31 protein-coding genes and 1 tRNA gene are annotated in these 25,593 nt (G+C 58.2%); 18 read left to right on the top strand and 14 right to left on the bottom strand.

What is annotated here, in order from left to right; genetic code table 11:
* A partial coding sequence (locus GGQ85_RS18010) for a transposase (protein WP_309775694.1) occupies positions 1-236 on the bottom strand: 236 nt, incomplete at its 3' end.
* Between the two features lie 55 nt (positions 237-291).
* Positions 292-1,233, bottom strand: a complete 942-nt coding sequence (locus GGQ85_RS18015) for a hypothetical protein (RefSeq protein WP_309775695.1) — start codon at positions 1,231-1,233, stop codon at positions 292-294.
* Between the two features lie 306 nt (positions 1,234-1,539).
* Between GGQ85_RS18015 and GGQ85_RS18020 the strand changes: the two genes are divergently transcribed.
* Together GGQ85_RS18020 and GGQ85_RS18025 are read left to right on the top strand one after the other, a co-directional pair.
* Entirely contained in the window at positions 1,540-2,727 is a 1,188-nt protein-coding gene (locus GGQ85_RS18020) for a 6-phosphofructokinase (protein WP_309775696.1), read from the top strand.
* Positions 2,728-3,028: 301 nt separating this feature from the next.
* Positions 3,029-3,649, top strand: a complete 621-nt coding sequence (locus GGQ85_RS18025; RefSeq protein ID WP_309775697.1) for a hypothetical protein — start codon at positions 3,029-3,031, stop codon at positions 3,647-3,649.
* A gap of 719 nt (positions 3,650-4,368) precedes the next feature.
* Here GGQ85_RS18025 and GGQ85_RS18030 read toward each other — a convergent pair.
* Positions 4,369-5,568, bottom strand: a complete 1,200-nt coding sequence (locus GGQ85_RS18030) for a pyridoxal-phosphate-dependent aminotransferase family protein (protein WP_309775698.1) — start codon at positions 5,566-5,568, stop codon at positions 4,369-4,371.
* Between the two features lie 319 nt (positions 5,569-5,887).
* Between GGQ85_RS18030 and GGQ85_RS18035 the strand changes: the two genes are divergently transcribed.
* The 3 genes from GGQ85_RS18035 (at position 5,888) to GGQ85_RS18045 (ending at position 7,140) form a co-directional block, all read left to right on the top strand.
* Positions 5,888-6,157, top strand: coding sequence for a hypothetical protein (locus tag GGQ85_RS18035; protein ID WP_309775699.1), 270 nt, complete (start codon positions 5,888-5,890; stop codon positions 6,155-6,157).
* 125 nt (positions 6,158-6,282) lie between these two features.
* On the top strand, positions 6,283-6,474 hold the full coding sequence (locus tag GGQ85_RS18040) for a hypothetical protein (RefSeq protein ID WP_309775700.1): 192 nt from the start codon (positions 6,283-6,285) through the stop codon (positions 6,472-6,474).
* 240 nt (positions 6,475-6,714) lie between these two features.
* A complete protein-coding gene (locus tag GGQ85_RS18045; protein ID WP_309775720.1) occupies positions 6,715-7,140 on the top strand; it encodes an HIT family protein in 426 nt (141 codons plus the stop codon).
* A 114-nt stretch (positions 7,141-7,254) separates the two neighbouring features.
* On the opposite strand, the gene GGQ85_RS18050 is transcribed toward GGQ85_RS18045, so the two are convergent.
* From GGQ85_RS18050 to GGQ85_RS18065, 4 genes are read right to left on the bottom strand one after another with little or no spacing between them, the layout of a single operon-like run.
* Positions 7,255-8,514, bottom strand: coding sequence for an adenosylmethionine--8-amino-7-oxononanoate transaminase (locus GGQ85_RS18050; protein ID WP_309775701.1), 1,260 nt, complete (start codon positions 8,512-8,514; stop codon positions 7,255-7,257).
* The gene (gene bioD / locus GGQ85_RS18055; RefSeq protein ID WP_309775702.1) at positions 8,511-9,152 is read right to left on the bottom strand and encodes a dethiobiotin synthase; all 642 of its coding nucleotides are present in this window, start codon (positions 9,150-9,152) and stop codon (positions 8,511-8,513) included. Before bioD ends, GGQ85_RS18050 begins: the two co-directional genes overlap by 4 nt.
* Complete coding sequence (locus GGQ85_RS18060; RefSeq protein ID WP_173815998.1) at positions 9,149-10,285, bottom strand: 8-amino-7-oxononanoate synthase; 1,137 nt, start codon at positions 10,283-10,285, stop codon at positions 9,149-9,151. Before GGQ85_RS18060 ends, bioD begins: the two co-directional genes overlap by 4 nt.
* A gap of 43 nt (positions 10,286-10,328) precedes the next feature.
* A complete protein-coding gene (locus GGQ85_RS18065) occupies positions 10,329-10,622 on the bottom strand; it encodes a Dabb family protein (protein WP_079447473.1) in 294 nt (97 codons plus the stop codon).
* Positions 10,623-10,856: 234 nt separating this feature from the next.
* On the opposite strand from GGQ85_RS18065, the gene GGQ85_RS18070 reads away from it, so the two are divergent.
* Genes GGQ85_RS18070 through nadC form a run of 4 tightly spaced genes read left to right on the top strand, consistent with a single transcriptional unit; the run spans position 10,857 to position 15,289 of the window.
* Positions 10,857-11,834, top strand: a complete 978-nt coding sequence (locus tag GGQ85_RS18070; protein ID WP_079447474.1) for an NUDIX hydrolase — start codon at positions 10,857-10,859, stop codon at positions 11,832-11,834.
* Between the two features lie 51 nt (positions 11,835-11,885).
* Positions 11,886-12,869, top strand: coding sequence for a quinolinate synthase NadA (gene nadA / locus GGQ85_RS18075; RefSeq protein WP_309775703.1), 984 nt, complete (start codon positions 11,886-11,888; stop codon positions 12,867-12,869).
* The gene (locus GGQ85_RS18080) at positions 12,866-14,395 is read left to right on the top strand and encodes an L-aspartate oxidase (protein WP_309775704.1); all 1,530 of its coding nucleotides are present in this window, start codon (positions 12,866-12,868) and stop codon (positions 14,393-14,395) included. The genes nadA and GGQ85_RS18080 overlap by 4 nt, the downstream gene beginning before the upstream one ends.
* A gap of 30 nt (positions 14,396-14,425) precedes the next feature.
* Positions 14,426-15,289 carry a carboxylating nicotinate-nucleotide diphosphorylase gene (gene nadC, locus GGQ85_RS18085; RefSeq protein WP_309775705.1) on the top strand — a complete coding sequence of 288 codons (864 nt, stop codon included), beginning with the start codon at positions 14,426-14,428 and terminating at the stop codon, positions 15,287-15,289.
* 127 nt (positions 15,290-15,416) lie between these two features.
* Here nadC and GGQ85_RS18090 read toward each other — a convergent pair whose 3' ends face one another.
* Positions 15,417-15,668, bottom strand: a complete 252-nt coding sequence (locus GGQ85_RS18090; RefSeq protein ID WP_374708921.1) for a hypothetical protein — start codon at positions 15,666-15,668, stop codon at positions 15,417-15,419.
* A gap of 1,084 nt (positions 15,669-16,752) precedes the next feature.
* On the opposite strand from GGQ85_RS18090, the gene GGQ85_RS18095 reads away from it, so the two are divergent.
* Positions 16,753-17,973 (top strand): GGDEF domain-containing protein, encoded by a 1,221-nt coding sequence (locus GGQ85_RS18095; protein WP_309775706.1) that lies wholly within the window; start codon positions 16,753-16,755, stop codon positions 17,971-17,973.
* Positions 17,974-18,072: 99 nt separating this feature from the next.
* Here GGQ85_RS18095 and rpoH read toward each other — a convergent pair whose 3' ends face one another.
* Complete coding sequence (gene rpoH, locus GGQ85_RS18100; protein ID WP_309775707.1) at positions 18,073-18,972, bottom strand: RNA polymerase sigma factor RpoH; 900 nt, start codon at positions 18,970-18,972, stop codon at positions 18,073-18,075.
* A gap of 216 nt (positions 18,973-19,188) precedes the next feature.
* On the bottom strand, positions 19,189-20,250 hold the full coding sequence (locus GGQ85_RS18105; RefSeq protein ID WP_309775708.1) for an RluA family pseudouridine synthase: 1,062 nt from the start codon (positions 20,248-20,250) through the stop codon (positions 19,189-19,191).
* Here GGQ85_RS18105 and GGQ85_RS18110 point away from each other — a divergent pair.
* Together GGQ85_RS18110 and GGQ85_RS18115 are read left to right on the top strand one after the other, a co-directional pair.
* Entirely contained in the window at positions 20,249-20,581 is a 333-nt protein-coding gene (locus tag GGQ85_RS18110) for a hypothetical protein (protein WP_309775709.1), read from the top strand. The two genes, GGQ85_RS18105 and GGQ85_RS18110, sit on opposite strands and share 2 nt — an antisense overlap.
* 52 nt (positions 20,582-20,633) lie before the next feature.
* Positions 20,634-20,708 (top strand) — tRNA-Glu (locus GGQ85_RS18115).
* A gap of 230 nt (positions 20,709-20,938) precedes the next feature.
* Here GGQ85_RS18115 and greA read toward each other — a convergent pair.
* A complete protein-coding gene (gene greA / locus GGQ85_RS18120; RefSeq protein ID WP_309775710.1) occupies positions 20,939-21,421 on the bottom strand; it encodes a transcription elongation factor GreA in 483 nt (160 codons plus the stop codon).
* Between the two features lie 36 nt (positions 21,422-21,457).
* Entirely contained in the window at positions 21,458-21,724 is a 267-nt protein-coding gene (locus GGQ85_RS18125) for a helix-turn-helix domain-containing protein (RefSeq protein ID WP_309775711.1), read from the bottom strand.
* A gap of 58 nt (positions 21,725-21,782) precedes the next feature.
* On the opposite strand from GGQ85_RS18125, the gene GGQ85_RS18130 reads away from it, so the two are divergent.
* From GGQ85_RS18130 to GGQ85_RS18155, 6 genes are all read left to right on the top strand, one after another.
* Entirely contained in the window at positions 21,783-22,130 is a 348-nt protein-coding gene (locus tag GGQ85_RS18130; protein WP_309775712.1) for a hypothetical protein, read from the top strand.
* A 17-nt stretch (positions 22,131-22,147) separates the two neighbouring features.
* Positions 22,148-22,564, top strand: a complete 417-nt coding sequence (locus GGQ85_RS18135; protein WP_309775713.1) for a hypothetical protein — start codon at positions 22,148-22,150, stop codon at positions 22,562-22,564.
* Between the two features lie 3 nt (positions 22,565-22,567).
* Positions 22,568-23,002, top strand: a complete 435-nt coding sequence (locus GGQ85_RS18140; RefSeq protein ID WP_309775714.1) for a hypothetical protein — start codon at positions 22,568-22,570, stop codon at positions 23,000-23,002.
* A 14-nt stretch (positions 23,003-23,016) separates the two neighbouring features.
* Positions 23,017-23,391 (top strand): hypothetical protein, encoded by a 375-nt coding sequence (locus GGQ85_RS18145; protein WP_309775715.1) that lies wholly within the window; start codon positions 23,017-23,019, stop codon positions 23,389-23,391.
* A gap of 215 nt (positions 23,392-23,606) precedes the next feature.
* Complete coding sequence (locus GGQ85_RS18150) at positions 23,607-23,882, top strand: hypothetical protein (RefSeq protein WP_309775716.1); 276 nt, start codon at positions 23,607-23,609, stop codon at positions 23,880-23,882.
* A complete protein-coding gene (locus GGQ85_RS18155; RefSeq protein ID WP_309775717.1) occupies positions 23,879-24,388 on the top strand; it encodes an HNH endonuclease in 510 nt (169 codons plus the stop codon). The genes GGQ85_RS18150 and GGQ85_RS18155 overlap by 4 nt, the downstream gene beginning before the upstream one ends.
* A gap of 58 nt (positions 24,389-24,446) precedes the next feature.
* Here the strand turns inward: GGQ85_RS18155 and GGQ85_RS18160 are convergent, their stop codons facing one another.
* Positions 24,447-25,046, bottom strand: a complete 600-nt coding sequence (locus tag GGQ85_RS18160) for a TVP38/TMEM64 family protein (RefSeq protein ID WP_309775718.1) — start codon at positions 25,044-25,046, stop codon at positions 24,447-24,449.
* A gap of 1 nt (position 25,047) precedes the next feature.
* Complete coding sequence (locus GGQ85_RS18165) at positions 25,048-25,446, bottom strand: MAPEG family protein (RefSeq protein WP_309775719.1); 399 nt, start codon at positions 25,444-25,446, stop codon at positions 25,048-25,050.
* Between the last annotated feature and the right edge of the window lie 147 nt (positions 25,447-25,593).

A 25,593-nucleotide genomic window follows, 5' to 3' on the forward strand; every position in this document is an offset into this window, starting at 1 on the left:
TCGCGCTCCAAAGACTTCATCTTGGCGGTCATGTCCGTCGATGCGCCAGGACGCTTGCCGGTGTCGACCTCCGACTTCTTCACCCAGTCGTTCAATGTCTGGCCTGTGCAGCCGATCTTCGCGGCAACCGAGGTAATCGCAGCCCATCGCGACTGATGCTCGTGCTCGTGATCAAGGACCAGTCGGACAGCGCGGTTGCGGACCTCAGGCGGAAACTTGTTGGTCGTCTTACTCATGGTGGCTCCATCCTCTCAAGAGTTGGAGCCTCCGGCAAACCCGGGGCGGTTCACTTTAGTTGATGAAGCGTACGGCAAGCATGAGACGATCACCGTGAGTTGGCGGAGTTGCACGGTGATAACATGATGTGTCCTGAACGAAGCCGGTTCCCGCCGGGCCCTCGATAGTGATTTCGTTCTCAATTCCAAATTGCTTACGCACACGGGCTTCGCTCGCGGACGCCGAGCCGAGAAGCATACGAAGCGGCTTTCGATTGTGTGAACGCTTCATCATGACATGCGCTCCAGAATAGCAATCGGTATCGGTGATGTAAAAGTTGGCATAGACAAAATTGTATCCGCCAACGTCATAATGGTAATCAATCACGTGATGCCTTAGTCGTCGTCGCTCCTCGTCCGAAAAGTCAGACGCGAAGCTCCAATTGATAATCGTCATCACCTCACGCGGCTCGTGCCCAAGATAATTTCGGACGATGGATCGCAGGACGGGATCATTTACGACGGCCTGCACAGCAGGGCATCGGGTCGGCTCGCGAATGCCACCTATCGGAACTGATCTTCCGTCTGGGGCCTTGCCTCGGCGGACGTCTGCATACTGGAAAGTGGGGCCATGCGGGTCGTAATTGGTGTGAAGCGGTTCAGAGCGCGCAAAGGATTCAATCTCGGCGACTATATTTGCCGGAAGGTTCAAGCCTAGGAACACCGCTTCTTTCGAGATGGTTTGAACAATGTTCTTGATGTCAGCATCGGGAAATAGTGTTGAAGAACATCCGTTCTGCTGCAAAGAAACCCGGCCATCCGTCAGTCGCCTCATGGCGCCATAGGCTAAACGCACAGTTCGGAACCGGCCCAGCGCGTAATGAAGGTCACCTTTAGAAACTTTCGCTACTACTCCTTGAAAATTCATTGGCGAAACCTCTTGATGAAAAAGCTTCGTAGAAATTTGTAGAGAAGAAACATTCCCGCTCCTGGGGACAGAAGCGTCATAAAAAATCACAGATTAACCGAGAATCTGAATTGAACAAGCCGTAATTGCGGAAGCCGGTTCGGGATGGCCGGATCAGCACCATCGAGGTAGTTAAAAAACTCAACGTCACTGCGAGATCGCCAATACCGAGGCATGGCAGCGTGCTATGGGCGACACCGCCATCGGTTAGCGCTCCCGCCACAAGGAATGCCCCTGGCTCAGAAAGAACCTTTTCATGTAGGCTTGAGCCAGACAGCGCGTCCCTTCAAAGCATTTTCACGAGATAAGCGCCCAAGTAATGCGCGATAGGCTGTGCATATTTAATCGGAGGTGGGCTTGGCGAGAAAACGCATTGGCATTCTCACAGGCGGCGGCGACGTCCCCGGTTTAAACACAATCATCAAGACCGTCGCCTATCGCGGCAGTGAGGACGATATCGAGGTCGTCGGTCTCCGCCGTGGTTGGGAGGCCCTGACTCATCTGAACCTGGAGGACCCGACCAGCAGGTCTCGCTACCTAATCCCGCTGAACCGCGACAACACACGCACCATCGACCGGCACGGCGGCACTGTGCTGCACTCGAGCCGCACCAATCCGTCCAAAATGAAAAAGCTGCCAGACCATCTGGTTGGCACGGACCTACCAGTTACCACAAATACCAACGGCGGCACCGACACCAAGACCTGGGACCTGACCGGCCAGGTGCTCGCAAACTTGTCAGGACTTGGCATAGAGCACCTGATCGCCATAGGTGGCGACGACACGCTCAGTTATGCGGCCAAGCTCGACGAAGTCGGCGTCAAGATCATCGCCATCCCAAAGACCATGGACAACGACGTTCGCAACACCGAGTACTGCATTGGCTTCTCGACCGCGATCACGCGAGCGAGCGACGCCATTCAGCGGCAGCGCACCACGGTCGGCTCGCATGAGCGCATTGGCATTTTCCGGGTCTTCGGCCGCGATGCCGGGTTTTCGGCGCTCTTTACCGCGTACGCGACCTCAATCCGGTGCGTCATCCCAGAGTACAAGGTCAATCTCGACAAGCTGATCCAATTGCTCCTCGAGGAGAAGCGAGCCAACCCAAGCAACTACGCGTTGGTCGTGCTCAGCGAGGGTGCCGAGTGGGAGGGCTACAAAGTGCAGGAGTACGGCGAGCCGGACCCCTATGGTCACCGCAAGAAGGCGAGCGTCGCCGAAACTCTTGCAGACGAGATCAAGCGGCGTGCCGGCGAGGAGACGATCGTATCTGACCTCACCTATGACCTGCGATCTGGGGATCCGGATTTCATCGACAAACTTGTCGCCCTGACTTTCGGAAACATGGCCTACGATGCCGTTCTGGAAGGCAGGACCGGCCTGATGTCCGCTCTAGTCGAGGGCCGCTACGACCTCGTGCCAATCCCTGACCCGAAGCTGGGCCCACGTAAATTGGACGTCGCCACCACATACAACATTGAACGCTATCGTCCCATCTACTCGGGTAAGCGAGGGCTACCGATCTTTCTCAACCGCGCGTCTTAGGTGACAGAAACCTCTAAGAACGCGCCCCAGAGGTGATGGCAAGCAGTGCCGGCCAGACCAGATAAGGCGGCTCGTCAACGCCTCCTGATCAGATCATGAAGAAGGTCAGGGTCAGGGTCTGCCACAGGACCCTCTGGTCGATAACCTGAGCCAACTCGGCGACCACATGGAGCGACCTAAACTCTCTGTGGAAAACTAGAAATGCCGACTTCGATCAATTCAGATGAATTTTTCAAGTGGAGGGAAAGGAATAAGCTTGTTCTGATTCGTGGATGTCGCGTCACGAAGGTTGGGAAACGGGATGCCCAAACCGATTGTCAAATCGCCACAGTTTCGTTCAGACCTTGACCGCTTTCTGGGTGATGCCCCGCTGGTCGGTGACGAGAAGCAGGAAGACTACGACGCGTTCTATGACAGCGTCGTCAGCACGATGTCCCAGCCTGATGTTATCAACAAACTCTATCTGAAGGATTTCGTGGATTTGTCTTGGCAAATCCGCCGCGAGCGTTTGATTTTGGCTGACATCATCAGACTTTACAAAAAGGAGGTTGTTCTAGACCTGTTGAAAACGGCATACAAAAAGCTCAGCGGGTCAATTGAAAGCCTGACAACAGTGGACCGGTTTCTCGGCGCTGACCGTGAGGCTCAGCGCTGGTTAGGTGATCCGGCCGCACGCAAGGAAATCGACGCCGATTTGGAGGCGCGAGGATATTCATCTTCGACGGTGTTGGCTCTCGCCTACCGCAAAGGCGCGGCAGAGATCGACGCGATGGAACAGCGAATTGCGTCCTACGAAATCCGAAGATTGATGGCGCTTCGGGAAATCGACCGTCGTAACGAGCTAGCTGCACGACAGTTGAAAAAATCAACAACCCGTCTCATTGAGGGTGAATTGGGCGCATTCAAAGAGGCAGCGGAGTAACTCACCATGGCCTCGGCTCGACAGATCGCCGCGAATCGAAAAAATGCCCAAAGAAGCACCGGACCAATTTCTCAAGCCGGCAAAACACGGGCAGCGAAGAATGCACTTCAGCACGGATTGGCGCGCACCGACTCACCATTCAGACACGAGATCGAGGAATTCGCGCGCCTTCTTTCGAAGGATACGAACCAGGACGATCCCACGTTCGCCAGCGTTGAAGCCGCCTACGCGCAATTGACCCTTCTGCAAGTGAGGAAAGTTAAGGCTGCAATATTCGATCGCTTTTTCAAAAGCGATCGAACGCTTGACGACAGCATTCGGCTGAACGCGGAATTGAGGAAGATCGAACGATACGAAAGGCGTGCCTTTTCAAGACGCAAACGAGCAATGCAACATCTCTAATTCGGCAGAACGAAGCCAATTTTCATGAGTAAAATCAAAACAGGTTTGTGGATTTTCCGACAGGATGGTGTGTGCGACCTCCTAAAAAGGACCATGCATGCCTCCGCCGAATGTCAGCCTTGGACATCTCGGCTTCGCTCAGGAGGATGCGGAGGGGTGAACGGTCGGAGGAGCAATACCGCCTTTGAGAACGGAGAGACGATCTCCGTGGACCGCCGTGAGAGCGGCTATGTGCCCGTTCTTCGTTTATGCTGCTTCCCTCAAAGATCGTCGGAGCGCCGCATTGTAGCGAGCCCCGACGATCGAGGTGGCTCTAATCAGGCCACGACCGCTTTCAACATCGGCGAAGCCTCGTGCCCTTTGAGCACCTCCATCGCCGCAGCGACGCCGCCCGCGCGATGCGGCACCTTGGCGATGTCTAGGCTCATCTCGATGCCTGCCAGGGCTCCCATCAACATCAGGTCGTTCTGATGACCGAGATGACCAATGCGGAAAGCCTTGCCCTTGATCTTGTTGAGGCCAGCGCCGAGCGACATGTCGAAATTGTCGAGCACCACCTTGCGGAACGCGTCGGCGTCGTGTCCGTCAGTCATCATGACGGCTGTCAGCGCCGGCGAATAGGCGTGCGGGTCCTGACAGACGAGGTCCAGCCCCCACGCCTTCACGGCAGCCCGCGTCGCAGCGCCGTGACGCTTGTGGCGAGCCCATACATTCTCCAGACCCTCCTCCTCCATCATGGCGATCGCAACCTTCAGACCGTAAAGTAGATTGGTGGCCGGCGTGTAGGGAAACGAGCCCTCCACGTTGTTGGCTATCACCGGATGCCAGTCCCAATAAGCGCGCGGCAACGTGTTGGACTTTGAGGCCGCCAGAGCCTTTTCAGACACCGCGTTGAAACCAAGACCGGGCGGCAACATCATGCCCTTTTGGGAACCTGCGATCGACACGTCGATACCCCAGGCATCGTGCTCATATTCCAGCGCGCCGAGGCCGGAGATGGTGTCGACCAGCAGCAGCGCCGGATGTTTGGCGCGGTCGAGGATTTTGCGAACCTCAAGCGGATGGGTGACGCAGCTCGTGGATGTCTCGTTGTGCACGATCATCACGGCCTTGATCTTGTGCTCCCGATCGGCCTTGAGCCGCTCCTCGATCAAGTCCAGGGGGGCGCCGCGCCTCCAGTCGGTCGGCAGCACATCGACATCGAGCTTGAACTTGTTGGCCATGGTAAGCCATAGCGTCGCGAACTGGCCGGTCTCCGCCATCAGCACTTTATCGCCCGGCGACAGGGTGTTGACGATCGCGGCTTCCCAGGCACCAGTGCCCGACGACGGATAGATGATGACCGGCTGCTTGGTGCGGAAAACCCGCTTGGCGTCGGCCAGCACCTCATGGCCCAGCACCGCGAACTCCGGACCGCGATGATCCAGGACGGGCATATCGATGGCGCGCTGCACGCGGTCAGGCACATTGGTTGGGCCTGGAATCTGAAGAATATGTCGTCCTGTGTGCAGCGTCATCGGGGAGCGTCCTTTCCGGGAATTTGTCGTATTGCAGGTCGAATACCACTATCCGGCGGCGTTGTCCCGCGCTCGCCCGCCCCCCTGCCGGACCGCACTCGGGAGACCCAGTTCGAGCCGCCCCGCCTGCCACGCGCGATGAGTCCTTCCAGTCCGCCCAGAGTTCCTCTGCTTCAACCCCTGGGGCATTGACAGCGGCTGAGGCCGGCCCGAACATGGAACCAGCCCACAACAATTTCTCTTTTCTGCTTTTACAGATATCTCCAATAAGCTGTACGCAGGATCCGACGCTCTATCCTCAGCACAGGAGATAAGTCCGATGATTCTCTTCAATATTCTGCCGGCGAGGATTTTGGCAGCCGTCGTGGTTTCGATGGGCATCTCAACGTCCGCAGGGGCGGGGCATCGTCACCACAAGCACCACCATCACACCCATCCGGCCGAGACCGATATCTACCTCCACAACTACGGGCCTGCCGTCACGCCGGATCAACCCTTCGCCTATTACGACGGACCGATCAGCGTGCATTGCGACCAGGGCGCTGCCACATACCGAGGGCAGGATGGCCGCCCGCATCCCTGCAATTGACTGCTTGGTGCGAGGGAACGCTCACCGCGTGCAAGCGCGTCGATCGGGCAAAACCGTGCGTGGCGTGATCGCAAGCCTCCGCGTAGGTATGGGCTCACAGGCAAGAGGAGACTACAAGGCCTCCCATGGATGAAACGGACGATGGATACGACTACAAGCGCTATCGAGACCTTCTCGCCGAGGCGACGGATGAATCAAAGCGGCTGGAGTTGATCGACTTACTGATCAAGGAAGGCGCACGGGATCAACTTACGCGCGAGCGGATCAGACGGCTTGGCCTGACAAAGCTGATGGATCGGCCGCGCAATCGGGATTAGAGCCATCTGATTCTGATGGAAGAAACAGGGCACTCTGTGGTTCGACGCATTTTCTTTCCGTGAACCGGCAGGTCGAAAGCGCTGGAGCTTTCAAACCGCGTCTTGCAAAAAATTAAAGCGGGTCGGAGACATTGGGTTCGGCGCGCGGCGAATTCAGAGGACAACGGTTGCGTCGGCATTTACCGAGCAGAATGGGGCTAAACGCAGCTTGAACAAGCCGGGATGGACTTAATGAGACTAGTGCCAGCCTACGACGACCAGAATATTTTCGCGAAGATTCTTCGCGGCGAGCTGCCGTGCTTCAAGGTTTACGAGAATGCGCATACATTCGCGTTCCTTGACATCATGCCGCGCACGCCGGGCCACACACTGGTGATCCCGAAGGCCCCCGCCCGCGGAATCTTCGACATTTCAGCGGATGATCTGGCGGAAGTCGCGCGAAGCAGCAAGACGATCGCGGTGGCGGCCATGAAGGCCTTCGACGCCGAAGGCACCATCATCCAGCAGTTCAGCGAAGCCGTCAGCGGACAGGTGGTGTTTCACCTGCATATGCACGTCATACCGATGAAATCGGGAGTGGCGCTTCTGCCGCCCCAGAGCCAGCAGGAGGACGTCAAGGTGCTCCAGGATCACGCGGCCCGGCTGATCGCCGCGCTCGGCTCGTAGCGCGAACGATAGCGTTTTCGAGCGAAGGGGATACCGGTTCGCGTGAAGAAAACGCGTCAGATCAAACCATGGAGCCCCGCTTCTGATGTCAGCTGCCGCAGCGATGTCGCCTGGTCATCCGACCTCGTCGGCAATCTCGCCGATCGCGTCAAAGACGCTGTCGAGTTCGTGCGGCGTGCTGCAATACGGCGGCATGAGGTAGATCGTGTTACCGAGCGGCCGGACCAGGAACCCGCGGCTCAAGAAGCCGTCGTAAAGGCGCGGCCCGATGCCGGCCAGATAGCCAGCGTCATCCGCGACGACATCCAGCGCTGCGATGGTTCCGATCTGACGGACGTTGATAAAACGCCGATCCTCGCGAAAGCGGTCAAGACCGCGGGTTTGCGCGCGCGCGACGGCGGCGATGCGCTCCATCACCGGGTCGCTTCGCCAGATCTCTAGATTCGCGCAGGCGGCCGCGCAGGCGATCGGATTCGCGGTGTAGGAACTGGAGTGAAAAAAGGTCTTGCTGCGATCCGTTGAATAGTGGGCATCGAAGATATCCGCGCGGCACAGCGTTACCGCCAACGGTAGCGAACCGCCGGTCAGGCCCTTGGAGTAACAGGCGATGTCGGGCGTCACGTCGGCCTGCTCGCAGGCGAAGAGCGTTCCGGTGCGACCCCACCCCGTCATGACTTCGTCGGCAATGAACAGAACGCCGTGAGCCTCGCAGATCCGCTTCATCTCCGCCAGAATCCAGGCCGGATAGATCAGCATGCCGCCGGCGCCAAGGATAAGGGGCTCCACGATCAGCGCCGCCACGCCGGTGTTCCGACACGTCATCGTGATTGCGTCCAGCGTGGCCTGTTCACGGCCCTCGCAGGGAAAGGGAATCCGCTCCACATCGAACAACAGCGGATCGTACGGCGCGTTGAAAATGCCTCGTTCACCCACCGACATGCCGCCGATGGTGTCGCCGTGATAGGCCCCTTCCAGCGCCAGAATACGACTGCGCTGCTCACCCCGGTTCCGCCAGAAACCAAGCGCCATTTTCAGCGCGACTTCCACCGACGTTGAGCCGCTATCGGAAAAGAAAACGTAGTCGAGCCCTCGCGGCGTTATCGCAACAAGCTGTCGCGCGAGCCTTTCGGCGGGTTCGTGGGTGAAGCCAGCGAAGATCACCTGATCGAGACGGTCGGTCTGATCCTTGATCGCCCGCACGATATGCGGATGACGATGACCGTGCGTCACCACCCACCACGAGGAAATCGCATCGAAGATGCGGCGGCCGTCAAATGTTTCAAGCCAGGCACCCTCGCCCCTGGCGATTGATATCGCCTCCGGCTGCAGCGCGTGCTGGGTGAATGGGTGCCAGACGGGAGATGCCGGCTTCATCGTGCCCGCTCTTTGACGAAATCGCCGATATCAAAACCGTCGGCAAAAGCCTTACGCAAGGTAGCGGCGGTCAATGGCATGACATAACCCAACCGGCCCAGACGTTTCACCTTTCCCATATCGATGATGATCCGTTCGGTTTCGACGTTCTCTTCTCCGATGAAGCTGACGCCGAGTATCGTAACGTCGCGCGCCCGCAGCGCCTCGATGGACAACAGGCTGTGGTTGATGGTGCCGAGAGCCGTTCGGGCGCAGAGCACCACCGGCAGGCGCCACCTCGCCATGAGATCAAGATAGGTAACACTGCGCGTCAGCGGCACCAACAAACCACCTGCGCCTTCAATCACCAGGGGGCGATCCGCGCTCGGCACCTCCAGCGTCCGATGCTCGATAGTTACGCCGTCTAGCTCGGCGGCGAAATGCGGAGACGCCGGCGTCCGCAACCGATAGGCCTCCGGCAATACGCGCTCGGGCGCGAGTCCCGACAGGCGCAATACGGTTTGCGAGTCGGTTTCCTCGTCCAGTCCCGATTGGATCGGCTTCCAGTAATACCCGTCGAGAGCCCCGGCAAGCGCAGCCGAGAAAACCGTCTTGCCGACGTCGGTATCGGTCCCGCTGACGACGATCCGCGCGCTCACGCAGCCAACCGCATGTCTTCTGCCAAAGCCGCGAACAAGTCCGCGACGATTGTCTCGTTGACATGGAGCGTCAACGCGATGCGCAATCGCGCCGTGCCTTCAGGAACCGTCGGCGGGCGGATCGCCCGTATATCGAAGCCTCTGCGCTGCAACGAGGCCGCCAGCTCCACCGCCACCTGATCGGCACCGACAATCACCGGAATAATCTGCGAGCCGGATGGCTCGATATTGCAGCACCGACGCAGTTCGTTGCCGGCAAATTGCACCAGATGCGCCAAGCGCTCACGCCGCACGGAATTGGTGTGAGAAAGTTCGAGCGCTGAACGCGTTACCGCGGCGGTGAGAGGCGAAGGCGCGGTGGCATAGATGAACGGCCGCGCGCGATTGATCAGGAAGTCGCGGATGATCTTCGGCGCAAGAATGAAGCCGCCCGACGTTCCGAGCGCCTTGCCGCACGTGTGCAGCGTGATGACGTTGTCGCGTCCTTCGAACGGCGCGGCAAGCCCCCGCCCCTGCGGCCCGAGCACGCCGGTCGCGTGGGCTTCGTCGATCACGACCATTGCCTCGTGCCGGTCCGCGACAGCCAACAGGTCAGCGAGGTTCGGATTGTCACCGTCCATGCTGTAAAGGCTTTCGACCGACAACCAGGGCCGCCCCTTGCCGCCGGCCTTGCGCCATTTCACGATCGCCGCATCAAACGCATCGGCATCGTTATGCCGGGCGCCGACGGATTCAGCGCGGCCAAGACGAACGCCGTCATGGACGCTGGCGTGGATCAGCTCGTCATGCACGACGAGATCACCGCGTTGCGGCAGGGTCGAGAAGATGGCGAAGTTGGCGACGTAGCCACCGCCAAAATAGAGCGCCGATTCAGCGCCGAAGAAGGCTGCGGCTTCGCGTTCCAGCGCTTCATGTTCAGGATGATTGCCGCGCAACAGACGCGATCCACCCGACCCGACCGGCACTCCTCGGGCCAGCGCATCCGCAGCAGCTTGTCGCAATTCCGCGGATTCAGCCAATCCGAGATAGTCGTTCGATGCGAGATCGATGCCCGCGCGCCCGCGCAACGTCCGGAGACGCCCCCTGTCCGCGAGCGACTGTAAATCTTTCGTATAAATTCCGTGCATCGTCATGTGTTGCGCTTAACCTCGCCAGCGGCGGCAGTCCCGCTACAAGCTAATCGGCCGGCACATCGTAATCGGCTGCAAATCGCATGTCCCGAAGCGGCTGCACCCGCTTCGTCGATGCCTGGTAGAGATCATGCGCCTTGTAAGCTGCAAGTTCCGCCTCGCTGTCGAACTCGCCATAAACCACGACGTCGATGTCGTTGCCGAGCTGATCGGTCTTTCGGTTGCGCGCCACCTCGAGCCGGCGCGCGTGCGGGATTGTGGCAAGCGGCGACAGGCCGTCGATTATTTTGTCGATATCGCCTTTGTCTTTCGCAGTGAATAAAACGATGTGACGAATCATGGCTGGCCGTAGGGCAGAGAGAGGGTGATCCAGGCCGCATGACTATCTTGCGATCAGGTCTAACGCAACGCTCACGACGCGGGGCACGATATCCGATGCAGGGAGCAGCATTTCATGAGCCGGGACATCCTGTTGAATGTTCCGCGAAATACTGCCCATATGAGCATTCTTTAATGTCCGCACCGGACGCACCCGATCTCAGTGCATGAGCACGTTCGATGATGACCGCTTGCGATGAGTGATCCGCTTGTCAAATCCAAGGTGCCCGTGCACTCGGCGTCTCCTGCCTCCCCACAGGCAATTGCGGCGGACCTCATTGCGCTCCTAGTGGCGGTGACTGCCGGAGACCCCCGTGTTCTGACAATCCAGGATCAGAATGCGTTGCCATCGGGTCCGTTCGAACTGGCTCATCGCTCTCTGCAATCGGGATTGCGGGCTTGGGTCGAACGCCAGACAGGGCTGCCGCTAGGCTATGTCGAGCAGCTTTACACCTTCGCGGATCGGGATCGCACCAGCGCCGCCGACCAGCGCGTCATCTCGATCAGTTATCTCGGCCTCACCCGCGAGCAGGCCGGGTCCAACCAATATGAAACGAGTTGGCGCAGTTGGTATGATTATTTCCCTTGGGAGGACCATCGCCTCGGTACGCCAATGATGGAGAAAACGCTGCGGTCCGGCCTCGCGGCGTGGATCGCAGAAGCACCGGACCGGACAGCGCGAAGCAATCGCCGGCAGCGAGCGGCGAGGCTGTTTGGGTTGGACGACCACATCTGGAACGAGGAACTCGTCCTGCAAAGGTACGAGCTTATGTACGAGGCACGACTGATCCCGGAAGCCCTCCGTGGCGATGGCCCGCCCGCTTCGACGGCCGCGTCCGTGCCGGGTGATCCCATGATCCTCGACCATCGACGGATTCTGGCGACCGGCATCGCCAGACTTCGCGCCAAGATCAAATACCGCCCCGTCGTATTCGAACTAATGCCCGAGACGTTCACATTGCTGCAATTGCAACGGTGCGTTGAAGCTCTGGCGGGAAAACTTGTGCATAAACCGAACTTTCGTCGTTTGATCGAGCAGCAGGAGTTGGTGGAGGATACCGGCGAGACCAGCCAGGAGACCGGGGGACGGCCAGCAAAACTCTTCCGTTTCCGCCGCGCCGTGTTGGCTGAGCGTGCGATTGCCGGGACCAAATTACCCGTCTTGGGGACTTGACAACACTTATACTCAACATCAGTATAATAGGCGTCCGAGTGGAGTATAGTCATGTCGTCCGTTTTGGAACTGCGGCCATCGGCCCGAATCTATCCCAAAGTGCGGCACGCGATCCCCCGGATCGAATGGCCCGCTTTCGCCGAGGACGTTGATGCGATCATCGAACTGAAGAAGCGCCGCAACGCAGTCGTGCTTGCGCATAACTATCAGACGCCGGAGATCTTCCACGGCGTGGCCGATATCGTTGGCGACAGCCTCGCGCTGGCCCGCAAGGCAACGGAGGTGGAAGCCGACGTGATTGTGCTCGCCGGGGTGCACTTCATGGCCGAAACAGCCAAACTGCTGAATCCGTCAAAAACGGTCCTGATTCCTGACACTGGCGCCGGCTGCTCACTCGCCGACTCGATTACGCCCGAAGATGTGCGACTTCTACGAAAAACCTATCCCGGTACTCCGATCGTCACTTACGTGAACACCTCGGCCGCGGTGAAGGCCGAGTCGGACATCTGCTGCACGTCGGGCAATGCAAAGGCCGTTGTCGAGTCCCTCGGCGTCGAACGTGTCATCATGCTGCCCGACGAATTTCTGGCGAAGAACATCGCTGCCGAAACCCACGTCAAGATTATCGCCTGGACCGGGCATTGCGAAGTGCACGAGCGCTTCAGCGCCGACGAGGTGCGGCAGTTGCGCGACGATTACCCCGGCGTGGTCGTGCTGGCACATCCGGAATGCCCGCCGGAGGTTGTCGCGGAAGCCGATTTCGCCGGATCGACCGCCGCCATGGCTTCCTATGTCGCGACCCGACGGCCGCCTCGGGTCGTTCTCCTGACGGAATGCTCGATGAGCGACAATGTCGCCACTGATCATCCTGGCCTGGAATTCATTCGTCCCTGCAATCTGTGCCCGCACATGAAGAGGATCACGCTCGGTAATATTCGCCACGCGCTGGAGACGATGCAGCACGAGGTCACGATCGACCCGGGCATCGCTGCGCGCGCACGCCTCTCTGTCGAGCGAATGCTAGCTGTCGGATGACCGCGCTGCATGACACCAACGGCGCCGCGGTCGTTATCGGCGGCGGCCTTGCCGGCCTGATGACAGCGCTCGCACTGGCGCCGCGACCGGTGCTGCTTTTGAGCAGCGCGCCGTTGGGTCTCGAGACATCGAGCATCCTCGCACAAGGCGGCATTGCCGCAAGCATCGGACCGGACGACAACGCATCGCTGCATCTGGCCGACACCCTCGCCGCCGGTGACGGGCTTTGCGACCAGCGCGTTGCTGCGACAATCCTCGCCGGTGCGCCGGCTGCGATCGAGCGGCTTATGCAGCTCGGCGTAGTTTTTGATCGCGATACCGACGGCAACCTCGCGCTTGGCCTTGAGGCAGCCCACTCGCGCCGCCGGATTGTCCATGCCGGAGGTGATGCGAGCGGCCACGACATCATTCGTACCCTGGTCCGCAAGGTCTATGAGACGCCTTCGATCACTGTATGCGAGGCGACCAGCGCACAGCGTTTGATCGTCGAGGACAATACGGTGAGAGGGGTCGTCTGCCAGACCGAGCGTGATCTGGTTGCTTACGCCACCGGTCACATCGTCATCGCGACCGGAGGCATCGGCGGATTATTTCTGCACGGAACCAATCCGGCGGGATCGTGCGGGCAAGGACTAGCGCTCGCGGCGCGCGCCGGCGCCACCATGGCCGATCTTGAATTTATCCAGTTTCATCCGACGGCGCTCGATACCGGCTCCTTCCCGCTGAAACTGATCAGCGAAGCGGTGCGCGGCGAAGGTGCGACTCTCATCGACGAAAACGGCGATCGTTTCATGGCGGATACGCCCGGCGCGGAGCTTGCGCCGCGCGATGTCGTCGCGCGCGCCGTCTGGCGACATATGGCCGCAGAACATCGGGTATTTCTCGATGCGCGGAACCTCCGAGGGATCGACTTCACCCGACGCTTCCCGGCGATCACCTCGTTTTGTCGCAATGCAGGGATCGATCCCCTGACACAGCCGATCCCGGTTCGTCCCGCCGCGCATTATCACATGGGTGGAATTTCCGTCGATAAACACGGAAGAACATCCGTTGAAGGTCTCTGGGCCTGCGGTGAGGCCGCTTGCACCGGCCTTCATGGGGCAAACCGGCTCGCGAGCAACTCGCTTCTGGAGGCGGTCGTGTGCGCCGGTCTGGTCGCTCAGGATATTGCCGCCACGGCGCCTGCGAAACGACGTCCCCCCAGAATGACGGATGCAGGCGCCGGCTGCGATCCGACCTTGATCCGGCCGATTCTGTCCCACGCCGCCGGAGTTTTGCGAGATGGCGACAAGCTGCGTGCAGCCGCGCGCGCGCTCTTCCCGCTCGCCGCCTCCCAACAGGCAGCAGGCGACCCAGCTATCGTCGCCCTGATGATCGTGATCTCGGCGCTTCGCCGTGAAGAAACCCGCGGCGCCCATGCGCGCACCGACTGTCCCGAGCGAGCAATCCGAGCGACGCGAACAACATTGCGTCTTTGCGATGCGTTCGACGCCGCACAAGACTGCGTTCCCGATTTGGTTAGTTAGTTAGTTAGTTAGCTCGTACGCAAGGACACAATGTCGCTCCCTGCCCTCCCGCGCATCATGATCGAACCACTGGTTCGTATGGCCTTGCTTGAAGACATCGGCCGCGCGGGCGATCTCACGACCGACGCGATCGTACCAGTTGGCCACCGGGCCACGACCCATATTGTCGCTCGCCAGCGAGGCACCGTTGCCGGGCTCGATCTTGCTCGGCTCGCCTTCGAACTCATCGACCCGGCAATCCAGATGCGTATCGAGCACGACGACGGTGCGGTCGTCGAGCCCGGTGCGGTGATCGCGACCTTGTCGGGTCCGGCGCGGGGGATTTTGACAGCGGAACGGGTCGCACTGAATTACCTGTGCCGTTTGAGCGGAATCGCCACGGCGACAGCGTCCGTTGTCACCGCGATTCAAGACCACAAGACGAAAGTGGTCTGCACGCGCAAGACGACGCCGGGATTACGCGCGATCGAAAAATACGCGGTCCGCGTCGGCGGAGGCAGCAACCACCGGTTCGGTCTCGACGATGCGGTTCTCATCAAAGACAATCACGTTGCCATCGCCGGCAGCGTCACCGAAGCGCTGAAGCGCGCAAAGAACAGCGTCGGCCATCTCGTCAAAATCGAGCTAGAAGTGGATACGCTCGATCAATTGCGTGAAGCACTCGATCAGGGTGTCGATGCCGTGCTGCTCGATAACATGACCGCCGAGATGCTCCGGGAAGCCGTTGCGATGGTCGGAGGTTGCGCCGTGACCGAAGCTTCCGGCCGCATTACGCCGGCAACGGCGTCAGCGATCGCTTCAACGGGCGTCGATCTCATTTCGATCGGCTGGCTCACGCACAGCGTCGGCATTCTCGACCTCGGCCTTGATTTTCAGGACCAAGCGAGCGCTTGATCCAACGTCGAGTTGCGAACGGGGATGTCGGCGGCTGATAAAGCCCCCGCAGGTGATCAATACTGGTTAGCCAAACCAGACAGTATCACTCAGGTCGCCAAGACACGAACTCGTCCATGCGCCCGGTTTAATTCGAAGGCGGTCGTTTCCGAAAAGGATCCGCTGCTTCATCGTGCCCGTTGCGGCTACTAATGAACATCAGGGCCATCAATCCACATCCGATGACGATCGAAAAGAACGTGCCAAGACCAAGCGCGATCCAGCCATGTTTTCCTATCTCGACTTCGGAGGTCTGATTCAAGATCAAGATCATCCACACGCCTGTAGCTATCAGTATGCCTGTCAGCGCAACTAAAATAACGAGTCTTCCTTTGCCCATACTTTCCATCGTCGTGCCTTTCCTTTTGTGTCTGACCGCTCAAGCCAACTCCGCCGAAGTCTGTTAAATCCCACGCTACCGGCCATCATAATGGACGCCGTCGCTTATCTCATTTTCGCTCGTTGTCGCGTTTTCTACGCAAGTCCAATGCTAGCCCCAGAGAAGGTTTTTTGCATGTCGTTCTAGCAGATTTAAAAGTGGAACGCTTCCTAAAATGATACATAAAAAATATATCTTTACATGCGCCCTCAAAAAAGGGAACCCCGCCGAAACCAAATCTTGCAAAAACCTCTTTTTGCCGGTTGCGAACCTGTTTCGGTCGACGCTTACCATGGGCAGCTTACAGGGTCTGAGTGCGGCTGACGCATCACTCACAGCAGGTGTGCGGCTTTGCCCTGACAGCGAGCCCGCGCGATTCCGCCTCGCAGCTTTATTTCGCCCTCGAGGGCTCCTCGGGTGACCAACATAGTGGCAATATATTTCGTCTGAGATCAAAACAACTCCAAAACCGGCAGGGCTGTTCTTGGCCCCTTCGCTGGCCCGTTTTTGTTGGCTGTAACGTGTGCGCTTGTCACTGGACGGCTTGAACCAGGAACCCTGCTACATTGCATGAGTTAACTGGCTGGACGGGCTAATTGCCTCTATCCCTCGTCCGCTCCTGGCCCGTCGGTGTACCCCCTTCACCGGCGGGCTTTTTGAATCGGGAACGCCTTCCCCGGGTCGGAACTCCGGACAAATTCAGGCTGATTTACCCCCGACGCAAGTCGGTTGGGTGTCCGGTGATTTCGCGAAAGGCAAACTTAATAAGGAGGGAAGTTTAAGTAGATGCCCAGCGTCCGTCCCATGATCGGACTCTACCAGACTTGGAGGAAATTCAGAGGAGCAAGTTACTCAGCGTGCGAGCGAATTGCGTGAAAATCGAACCGGGGACAGGCCACCCGGCGTTCATTATTTCAAAACCATGGATAGGAGTCTTCTCGTCACGGTGAGCTTCCATTAATCGCTACAGTTGCACGATGTCGAAAAGACGGAAAGTCGCAAAGAATACCGGGGAAGGCGGAGCGGCGCGGGCTCCGGAATTGCTATGCTGAGCGTGCCGACACTGTGGGTGGTGTTTATCGTGAACTTCCTGGCGTTGGGCCTGGTCTGGACCTACGTCATGCGGAGCTATCCGACGTTAGCGGCTGCACCATATTGGGCAGCGGCGTCCTTCGTCGCCGCTTTTTTTACCGCAATACCCATACTGCGCGATCACGTCGATTCAATGCTGCCCCTGGTTATCGGTGGCGGCGGGGTGATCTTCGCGGTCTGCCTCTGCACGATGGGAATCCGACGCTTCTACGAACGACCTGTCTCCTGGCAAACGACTTTTGTCACGGTCGGTGTGAGCGTCGCCGGACTCTCCTTTTTCGTATATGTGCGCGACGACATGCCGATGCGTATCTTCATCTACTCAGCGGCTCAGGCGATACCGATCGCCCTGACGTTGAAAATGGTGCTGTCGCGCAGGGAGGGCCGCATCAATTCGGGAGCCCAGCTCGCGGGAATTGTTGGCGCACTTATCATCTGCATCACCGTGATTAGGTCAGTCTGCGCATTTTTCCAGATTGGCGGCGGAATGTCCTTCGTCGACTTCAACGGTTTTCAGGCTGCCTTGACGTTAGGCCTCATGTTCCTGTCGATGGTCTGGAACTTCGGGTTCCTTTTGATGGCGATTGAGCGACTACGCAACGAGGTTGTCGACCTTGCGCTTGTGGATGATCTCACCGGTGTCGCGAACCGGCGGCAATTGCTCGGGCGGCTGGAGGAAACATGTGCACTGTCGCAGCGCAGCGGCGAACCTTTCGTGATCCTCGTGGTCGACCTCGACGGCTTCAAGCAGATCAACGATACCCACGGTCATGCAGCCGGCGACGCCTGCCTGCGGCACTTCACGCTGATGACGCAGATGCAGCTGCGGCCCGGAGATCTGCTGGCGCGTACCGGCGGTGACGAATTCTGTATCTTGTTACCCGCCACAACGCTGGGAGAAGGTGCGGAGATCGCGCGGCGCGTGCTGAATGCCTGTCGCGAAGACGCCGCCGGATGCGCCGGCGCCGATGTTCCCATCGCGGCTTCCATCGGGCTTGCGCAATGGACACAGGAGATTGGAGCCTGTTCGGAGCGTCTGCTCGCCGCCGCCGATCAGGCGCTCTATGCAGCCAAGAACGAGGGGAAAAACCGGTATGCGTCATGCGGAGACATTGCACCGCCGATTGCCCCGGATTTGCTGTCACAACAGATTCTGTGGAATCAAAAGGCATAAGCAGCGTTGAAGACTGGAGCGCTGGCTTCCGGGCCACGAACAAACAAAAAGGGCCGGCGTCGCCACCGGCCCCTCATCTCAAAACGGAAGCTTCCAGCTTTAGCGGGCGGCTTCCATGGCAGCTTGTTCCTGCCGTGCGATCGAGGTCTTCACCGCTGACTGAACCTTCTCGAAGGCGCGAACCTCGATCTGCCTTACGCGCTCACGCGACACATTGAACTCGGCAGCGAGATCTTCCAACGTCACCGGCTCATCTGCGAGGCGTCGGGCCTCGAAGATGCGGCGCTCCCGCGGATTAAGCACGCCCATTGCGCCGGTCAATGCGCGACGACGATGATCGAACTCCTCATGTTCAGCCAGGATGGCTTCCTGAGTAGGCGAATGATCGACGAGCCAGTCCTGCCATTCGCCGGCCTCGCCATCATCACGAATCGGAGCGTTGAGCGATGCATCGCCACCAAGGCGGCGGTTCATGTCGACGACGTCCTGTTCCGTGACGCCAAGACGCTTGGCAATGAGCTTGACCTGATCCGGACGCATATCGCCTTCATCAAGTGCGGAGATCTTGCTCTTCGCCTTCCGCAAGTTGAAGAACAGTTTCTTCTGGTTCGCGGTTGTGCCCATCTTCACGAGCGACCACGAACGCAGGATATACTCTTGTATTGACGCTTTGATCCACCACATCGCATATGTGGCGAGGCGAAAGCCCTTTTCGGGCTCGAATCGCTTCACCGCCTGCATCAGGCCGACGTTGCCTTCCGAAACGACTTCCGATATCGGCAGGCCGTAGCCTCGATAGCCCATGGCAATCTTAGCCACGAGCCGCAGGTGGCTGGTCACGAGATGATGCGCCGCGTCGCGGTCGTCATGTTCGCGCAAACGCTTCGCGAACATATACTCCTCGTGCGGTTCCAGCATCGGAAACTTGCGGATTTCCGCAAGGTAACGAGAAAGTCCCGATTCTCCGTTGAGAACCGGCAGGGTAGCAGTACGGGCCATGGTTGCGCCCTCCACTTGGTTCAGGCCCCCGATAGCGGCGAGCCTGGCAGGCAGTCTCTTGTGTTAAAGCTGACTACGCTGCGATGTTCCACGTTGGATGTTCAACGCAGGTGCAGCATATACTAGGCGGGTCAAAAAAAGAAGAACAAAAAGTGATTACGTTTTCGTGATAATGAATCAACCGTTTGGTATGATTGTGTTTTTTTGAAATATGCGTCATTCCGCCGCCGCTAAAGCCGATCGAAGTAAAAACAGGTCCTCCGGCAACCCTGCTTCCCAGCGCAGAATTTCTCCGGTCCGTGGATGTTCGATGACCAGAAGGTACGCGTGAAGCGCCTGCCGCCCGAGAGTGGTTAGGGCAGCCGAGGCCCGTGGCCCCAGATGATTGGCCTTGGTCTTGAAATGCGATCCATAGACGCCATCACACATCAGAGGGTGGCCGGCGTCGGCGAGATGTACCCGAATCTGATGTGTACGGCCGGTGGCGAGTTGGCAGGCGAGAAGAGCGGCCACCGGTTTTCCGTCCCGGCCGTTGAAAGCCTGCAGTACCTCCCAGTGGGTAATCGCTTCCCGCCCGCCTGCACGTACGGCCATCTTTTCGCGTGCGTAAGGGTGCCGGTCTATCGGAGCGTCAACCGTGCCGTGGGGACGGTTCGGCAGTCCCCAGACAAAAGCCAGGTAACCGCGTCGCATCGCTCCCGTACGCCCGTGATCCGCAAATTGCGCGCTCAGCGACTTATGTGCGGCGTCATTCTTGGCGGCTACCATGAGGCCGGTGGTGTCCTTGTCGAGTCGATGTACGATGCCGGGTCGGCAGACGCCGCCGATGCCGGACAGACTCTCCCCGCAATGCGCGATGAGGGCGTTGACGAGCGTCCCGGCCTGGTGGCCTGCTCCGGGATGAACCACCAGACCTTTCTGCTTGTTAATGACGATGAGATCGTTGTCCTCGTAGATGATATCCAGCGCGATGGCCTCGCCTTTCGGTTTGGCCGATATTGCCGGGGGCACGAGGATTGTGATCGTATCTCCCGAAGCGACATGATAAGCCGGGTCGCAAACACGAGCCGGGCCTATCGCACTCTCGGCAGCAGAAACTTTTTTCACAACACTGACGCAGCCGGCGAGAATCAGGGATTTCAGGCGTGATCGCGACAAATCGGGACTGTGGACGGCAAGGACGCGGTCAAGGCGCACCGACCCCTCGTCGCCGGTGACAATGATGTCCAGCCTTTGATTGTGATCCGATGATGAGCCTTCAAGAGCTGAGCCTTGCATGACTGAGACTTTAAACTCTGAACCGACGCCGGAACAGGCCGCGCTGTTCGCGAGGGTTCGGCGGATGATGTTGATCGCTGGGCTGACCACGGCCCTCGCCGTTGGAGCCGTCCTGGTCGCCATCGGCTATCGTTTTTTTCGCGTTGAGGGAAGCAGGCCGGCGGTCGACGTCACCGCCACCCTGCCGAAGGACGCAAAGATCATCGCAACTGCGGTTACAGGTGACCGACTCGTGGTGACCCTCGATCTCGGCGATTCCGTCCAGATACGGACGTTCGATCCGCGTACGCTGCGGTCGACCGGAACACTGAGTTTCGCACGCGAGCCCTGATATCCTGAGGTACCTTGCAGCGTATCGATTTCGGGGTTATTGCCTCCAATACGCTCCCTTCGTCTAGCGGTTAGGACGCGGCCCTCTCAAGGCTGAAACAGGGGTTCAATTCCCCTAGGGAGCGCCAAGCAAAATCAGATACTTACGTTTGATGCCCCTCTCCTTATTCTGATATGGGTAAGCACTGGGTAAGCGATGGGCCATAAATTGGCTCGCGGGCACTCGCGCAATTCCTCCATTTCTTCACCTTTAGTCGGAAGCCTAGAAACCTGAGTCGACGCCAAATAGACGGGACTGCTGCCTTGACGTTACCGGCCCATATTGCTTCGGCACGCGTGGGTCGTGGGTGACGTGCCGCTAAGAGATAGCGACTATCTCGACCTCATGGTCGCCTTCGCCTGCAACTTCTCCCACAGCCTTGCCGTACAGAAGCCGAGCGATGGGTGATACGTAAGAGATAGATCCTGTTTTCGGATCGGCCTCGTCTTCGCCAACGATGCGGAATTTCTGAATGCGACCATCGTTGCGACTGAAGGTCACCGTAGTCCCAAAAGCAACAACGGCACTTGAGGACGGCGCGTCGACGAGCTGAGCAGTCCGTACTCGCTCTGAGAAATACCGAACATCACGTGCCGGAATTGATGCCTGCCTCCGACGTTCGTTTACATCCTCAATCTGCTGCGCAGCTTCGTACGCCTGGTGCGCGTCCCGCAGCAGATCGTTGAGAGCTTCCAATCCTTGCTCGGTCACCAAGTTTGGGTGAGGCGAAATAGGACGATCGGGCAGGACCGTTTCTGCAGCAGTCTCAGCACTCTCTTCCTTTGTGAAGGCGACGCTCAACTTTACACTCCATAGCCGTCAGGCACTATACCTGAGCTAACGCTTTCCCCTTGCGGATCGTTTCCTCATCCTCACCCCAGCCCCGCCCCCATTCTCCGCGATGAACTCGACGCCGGCCTTTTCGAGGGCGGCGACAAGCGCAGCGCCGGTCTCTGGACGGCCACCAATCTCGCCATCGGCCGCCTCTAACCTCTTAATCGTCGGCACGGATATGCCGGAAGCCTCCGCCAAGTCTTCTTGAGACCAGCCGGCCAAAGCTCTCGCTGCTTTAATCTGTCTTATTGATACTTTTAGTATTGACACACATCCTACTCCCATGCGATACTTTTAGTATCAATTAGCCACTTAGAAAGCAATCCGGATGACCACGAAAAGCACCATCACGGTGAACGGCGGAGCTATGCCCAAATTCAACCGCAAGGCCATCATGGCACGGGCCTGGGCCATCTTCCGTGAGACCTACAAGTATCCGGCAATCAAATTTTCCAGCATCGGCTGGAAGTGTTTCGGATGGGCACTCCGGACAGCGTGGGCCGAGGCTCGCGAAGCCGCGCGTATTGCCGACATCCCGGCTGACGTGAAGGCCGCACGCATCGCCGTTCTGACCCGCACCATTGAACTGGCTTCGTACAGCGAAAGTTGGCCGGCAGCTTCTCGCACGATTAGCGCCGCTCGCGCAGAGATCATCCTTCTTTCCAACCAGCACTAGCATCAGAGGAATTACACATGACCCAAGCCGAGACGGATTTAAATACGACTAGGCGACTCTTTCTATCGTGTGCGATGGCTACTTCTGTTTTGCCGGCAGTTGCGGTCGCGCGGCCGACCGATCCCATCTTGGCGGCAATTGAGCGTCACCGATCGGCATTCAAAGAGTTCGTGGATGCATCGCTGGCGGCTGACGAGGTGAAAGCGGAAAAAGACGGACGCAAGGTCACGCATGAGGCCGAAGATAGGTTGGATGCCGCAATCATCGCAGACACAGAGGCGGCTGAACTGCTCGTCTCTACATCACCCGAAACGAAGGCGGGACTTGCTGCCGCCGTGGCGTGGCTTTTGGAATACGACCAGGGGTGCATCCCTGATACATCGGGCCGCTTTCTGCGGGCCTTGGCCACGTCGCCGCTATTGATGGAGGGCTAGATCATGCCGCAGGCTGACCAGATTCCTATCACATCGCGGAGAAGGTTTCTTTCCATACTCGGACTTGCTGGTGCTGCGACAGCGGCGACGACCGTCGCGGCTGCAGCCGTCAGTCAGAAACCGGAAATAGAGGAACTGCCGAGCCGCTACGAAAGACCGCTCGAATATCTAAAGGATATGCAGGCGATCGGATGGAAGCCGGCTGCAATGTTTCAGCGCCTCAAGGAGGGCGGTGTTCTTCGCATGGGCGTCATTGAGAAGGGACCGGGCGAAGAAAGAATGACGGAAACCTGGGGCAAGTATCACGCGATATCGATGCGCTGCCCTGTTCAATTGCCGATGGATGTCCACCCGGATCAGGGTTGGTGGAAGGAAGTTTGGCAGTTTCTTTATGATCGCGGCTTGCGCGAAGACGTAACCCCAACCTCGATCGCTTAGCGGGAGGACATATCATGGCGCAGGCTCGAAACAATATAGCGGTTCTGCCGACCAAAGAGCCAGATCAAGATTTGATCGGCTATTGCGATGAATGGGTGCTTGTTCGCGCGCAATTGCGCGTGGGGTGGGCCTCCCAAAATGAAGGTCGGGACGGCATACCCGACTTGGCAGACAGGAAGGAAGAGCTGGAAAGAGAGTTGGCATTCCACCGACCTCTCACTGTCGCCGGTGCCTGCAAATTAGTCAGTGCGGCGCTTGATATTCTTTACGCAAAAGAACGGGACGAAGAATCGTTGCTTGCTATCGGCCCGGTCCTTGAAATTTTGAAACACGTTGAGGATGCGCTTTCGTATAGCAGCGACCGCATCCCCGGAGCGCACCTAGCTTAATTTTTGAATTCCCTTGGCCAAAGGGATAAGCGCGACAACCAGGGCCTTCACTCGACCTCGGTTTCGCGAATGCGAGCTTGCTAGGCGGCTGGGCGCGTAAGCGCCCAAACGCATTCTGTGGAGGTATATCGAGGATTCAGAGAGTTCCCGTGAGATCGATCTATCAGGAGCCAACGACCTGACATCTGATGCATTCATCGCATCGGAGAAACAGTATGACCAAGAACCGTCTTTGTGATCTCAACGACCATCTCTTCGCGCAGATCGAGCGGCTTGCCGATGAGGATAATTCTCCCGAGAAGATTGACCAGGAGCACAAACGCGCTGAGGCGATGGTTGGTGTTGCAGATCAAATCCTACGTACCGCAGCGGTGCAGTTACAGGCGGCGAAACTCGTGTCGGATCACGACGGCGCCGATCCGCGCCCGTATCTGTCGATGATGGAAAAGCCGGCGACTGATACGGCGCTCAAGTTAGTTGAGGGCCGATGAGAGCAACGAAATTTAGCGCGACAGAATTGAGGTTTCTGAAGAGCGGTCGTGATCTGTCTCGACGTAAGCTGTACAAACAGTTTGTCAAAAAATTCAATCGGTATGACCTCAGTGAAGAGGCGCTGTATTTTCACGCCAAGAAGAAGGGCTTCAGGAAAAAACTAGGGCGCCCCAACGAAAGGCCGATTGGATTCGAGGTGATCCAATCTGGATATGTCTTGGTGAAGACTGGCCAACACACGCGCATGGGTAGCCTACCTGGGTGGATTCCAAAGCATGTGATGCTTTGGGAAGCATTACATGGCGTAATCCCCAACGGGCATGTTCTTAAGTGTATCGACGGCGACCGGACCAACACTGATCCGTCAAATTGGGAATCTGTGCCGTGCGGCGTCGTTGGCAGATTGAGTAAGCGCGGTTTCAGGGACGCCCCCGCCGAATTGAAGCCGACAATCATAACCGTGGCGAAGCTGGAGCACGCTCTAAACGAGGCGAAGCGTGGATGAAGCAAGCCCGGATGATAGACGCGAGGTCTGCTTTAGTCGCATGAACTGATCCGGGTGTTTAAGCCAGCGGAGCTCGCTGCGACAGCAAGGCTCTGACCCGCCATGCTATCAAAGCAACAACTCCGAAAATCAGCACCATCGCGGTTAGCGATACGCCGAGATGTTCGTCGAGAAGCGAGGCCCGGCCAGTCGCGCCCAGAAGGGTGTACAGAAACACTTGCGGCGCGGTGAAAATGAACGTGGAGATCGAGTAACTTAAAAGGTCAATCTTCGTCAGACCGAACAGGTAGTTTTGGATGGCGCCCGGAATGGGCACACCTAGACGCATCAACGCGACAATTCGCCAGCCTTCTTGGTCCACCGCCTGTGCAACGACGCCGAAGTTCGGCCTCCGCTCGAGAATCTTTCGAAACCAGTTCGACGCGACATAGCGAGATGTCAGGAAAGCGAGCGCAGAGCCAACGGTTCCGCTCAACAAAATGATCACCGCAGCCTTCCAACCAAAGACTGCGCCGGCCACACAAACGAGCGGCGTACGCGGAAGAATGATGAAGGACATCGCCAAAAACACGAAGCAGATCGCAATTACCGAACTCGGCGTAAGACTGCCGAAAGTTTGTAACCAGATGCTGAACTTGTCTAAAAGAGACGAATTCATTCTATTTTGAGACCCAGATGAACACGATCCTGCCGAGCGCTCCGAATAAGAGCGTGAAGGTTGCAATGCTTTGAATAAAAAAGCCCCAAAAACGTTTAGCGGGATCGGCCAGATATCCGATGAAATAAACGATACGAGCAACGACCCAAACTGCGCCGAGAGCAGCAGCCCACGTTACGCTCCAATAGACTGCAAATAGCCATAGGGAAGGGAGGAAGATTGGCATCCATTCGACGGTGTTCAAATGAGCTCGAACAGCTCGCTCCAGCCTCGGATCGCCGGTCATGGTTGGAGCCCGGATGCCCGTCTTTCGGTGCATTCTCGAAACGGTAAGTGCCATGCCAAATACGACGAGGCCACTGATAAGAGTCACGAGGGCCACCGGATAGTATCGATCCATGATCGCTCCGTTAGGTTTTGCCGCAGGGCGTGCCGGCAGGACAAAGCAACGTTAGAACCGATCGACATTCATCGCATCCATATCATGGCTGCTGCGAGCTTGATGAAGCCTGTGAAGTGTTCTGTTCGCCTGTCGTATCGGGTGGCG

It is taken from the genome of Nitrobacter vulgaris, assembly GCF_031453995.1.
Classification (GTDB): domain Bacteria; phylum Pseudomonadota; class Alphaproteobacteria; order Rhizobiales; family Xanthobacteraceae; genus Nitrobacter; species Nitrobacter vulgaris.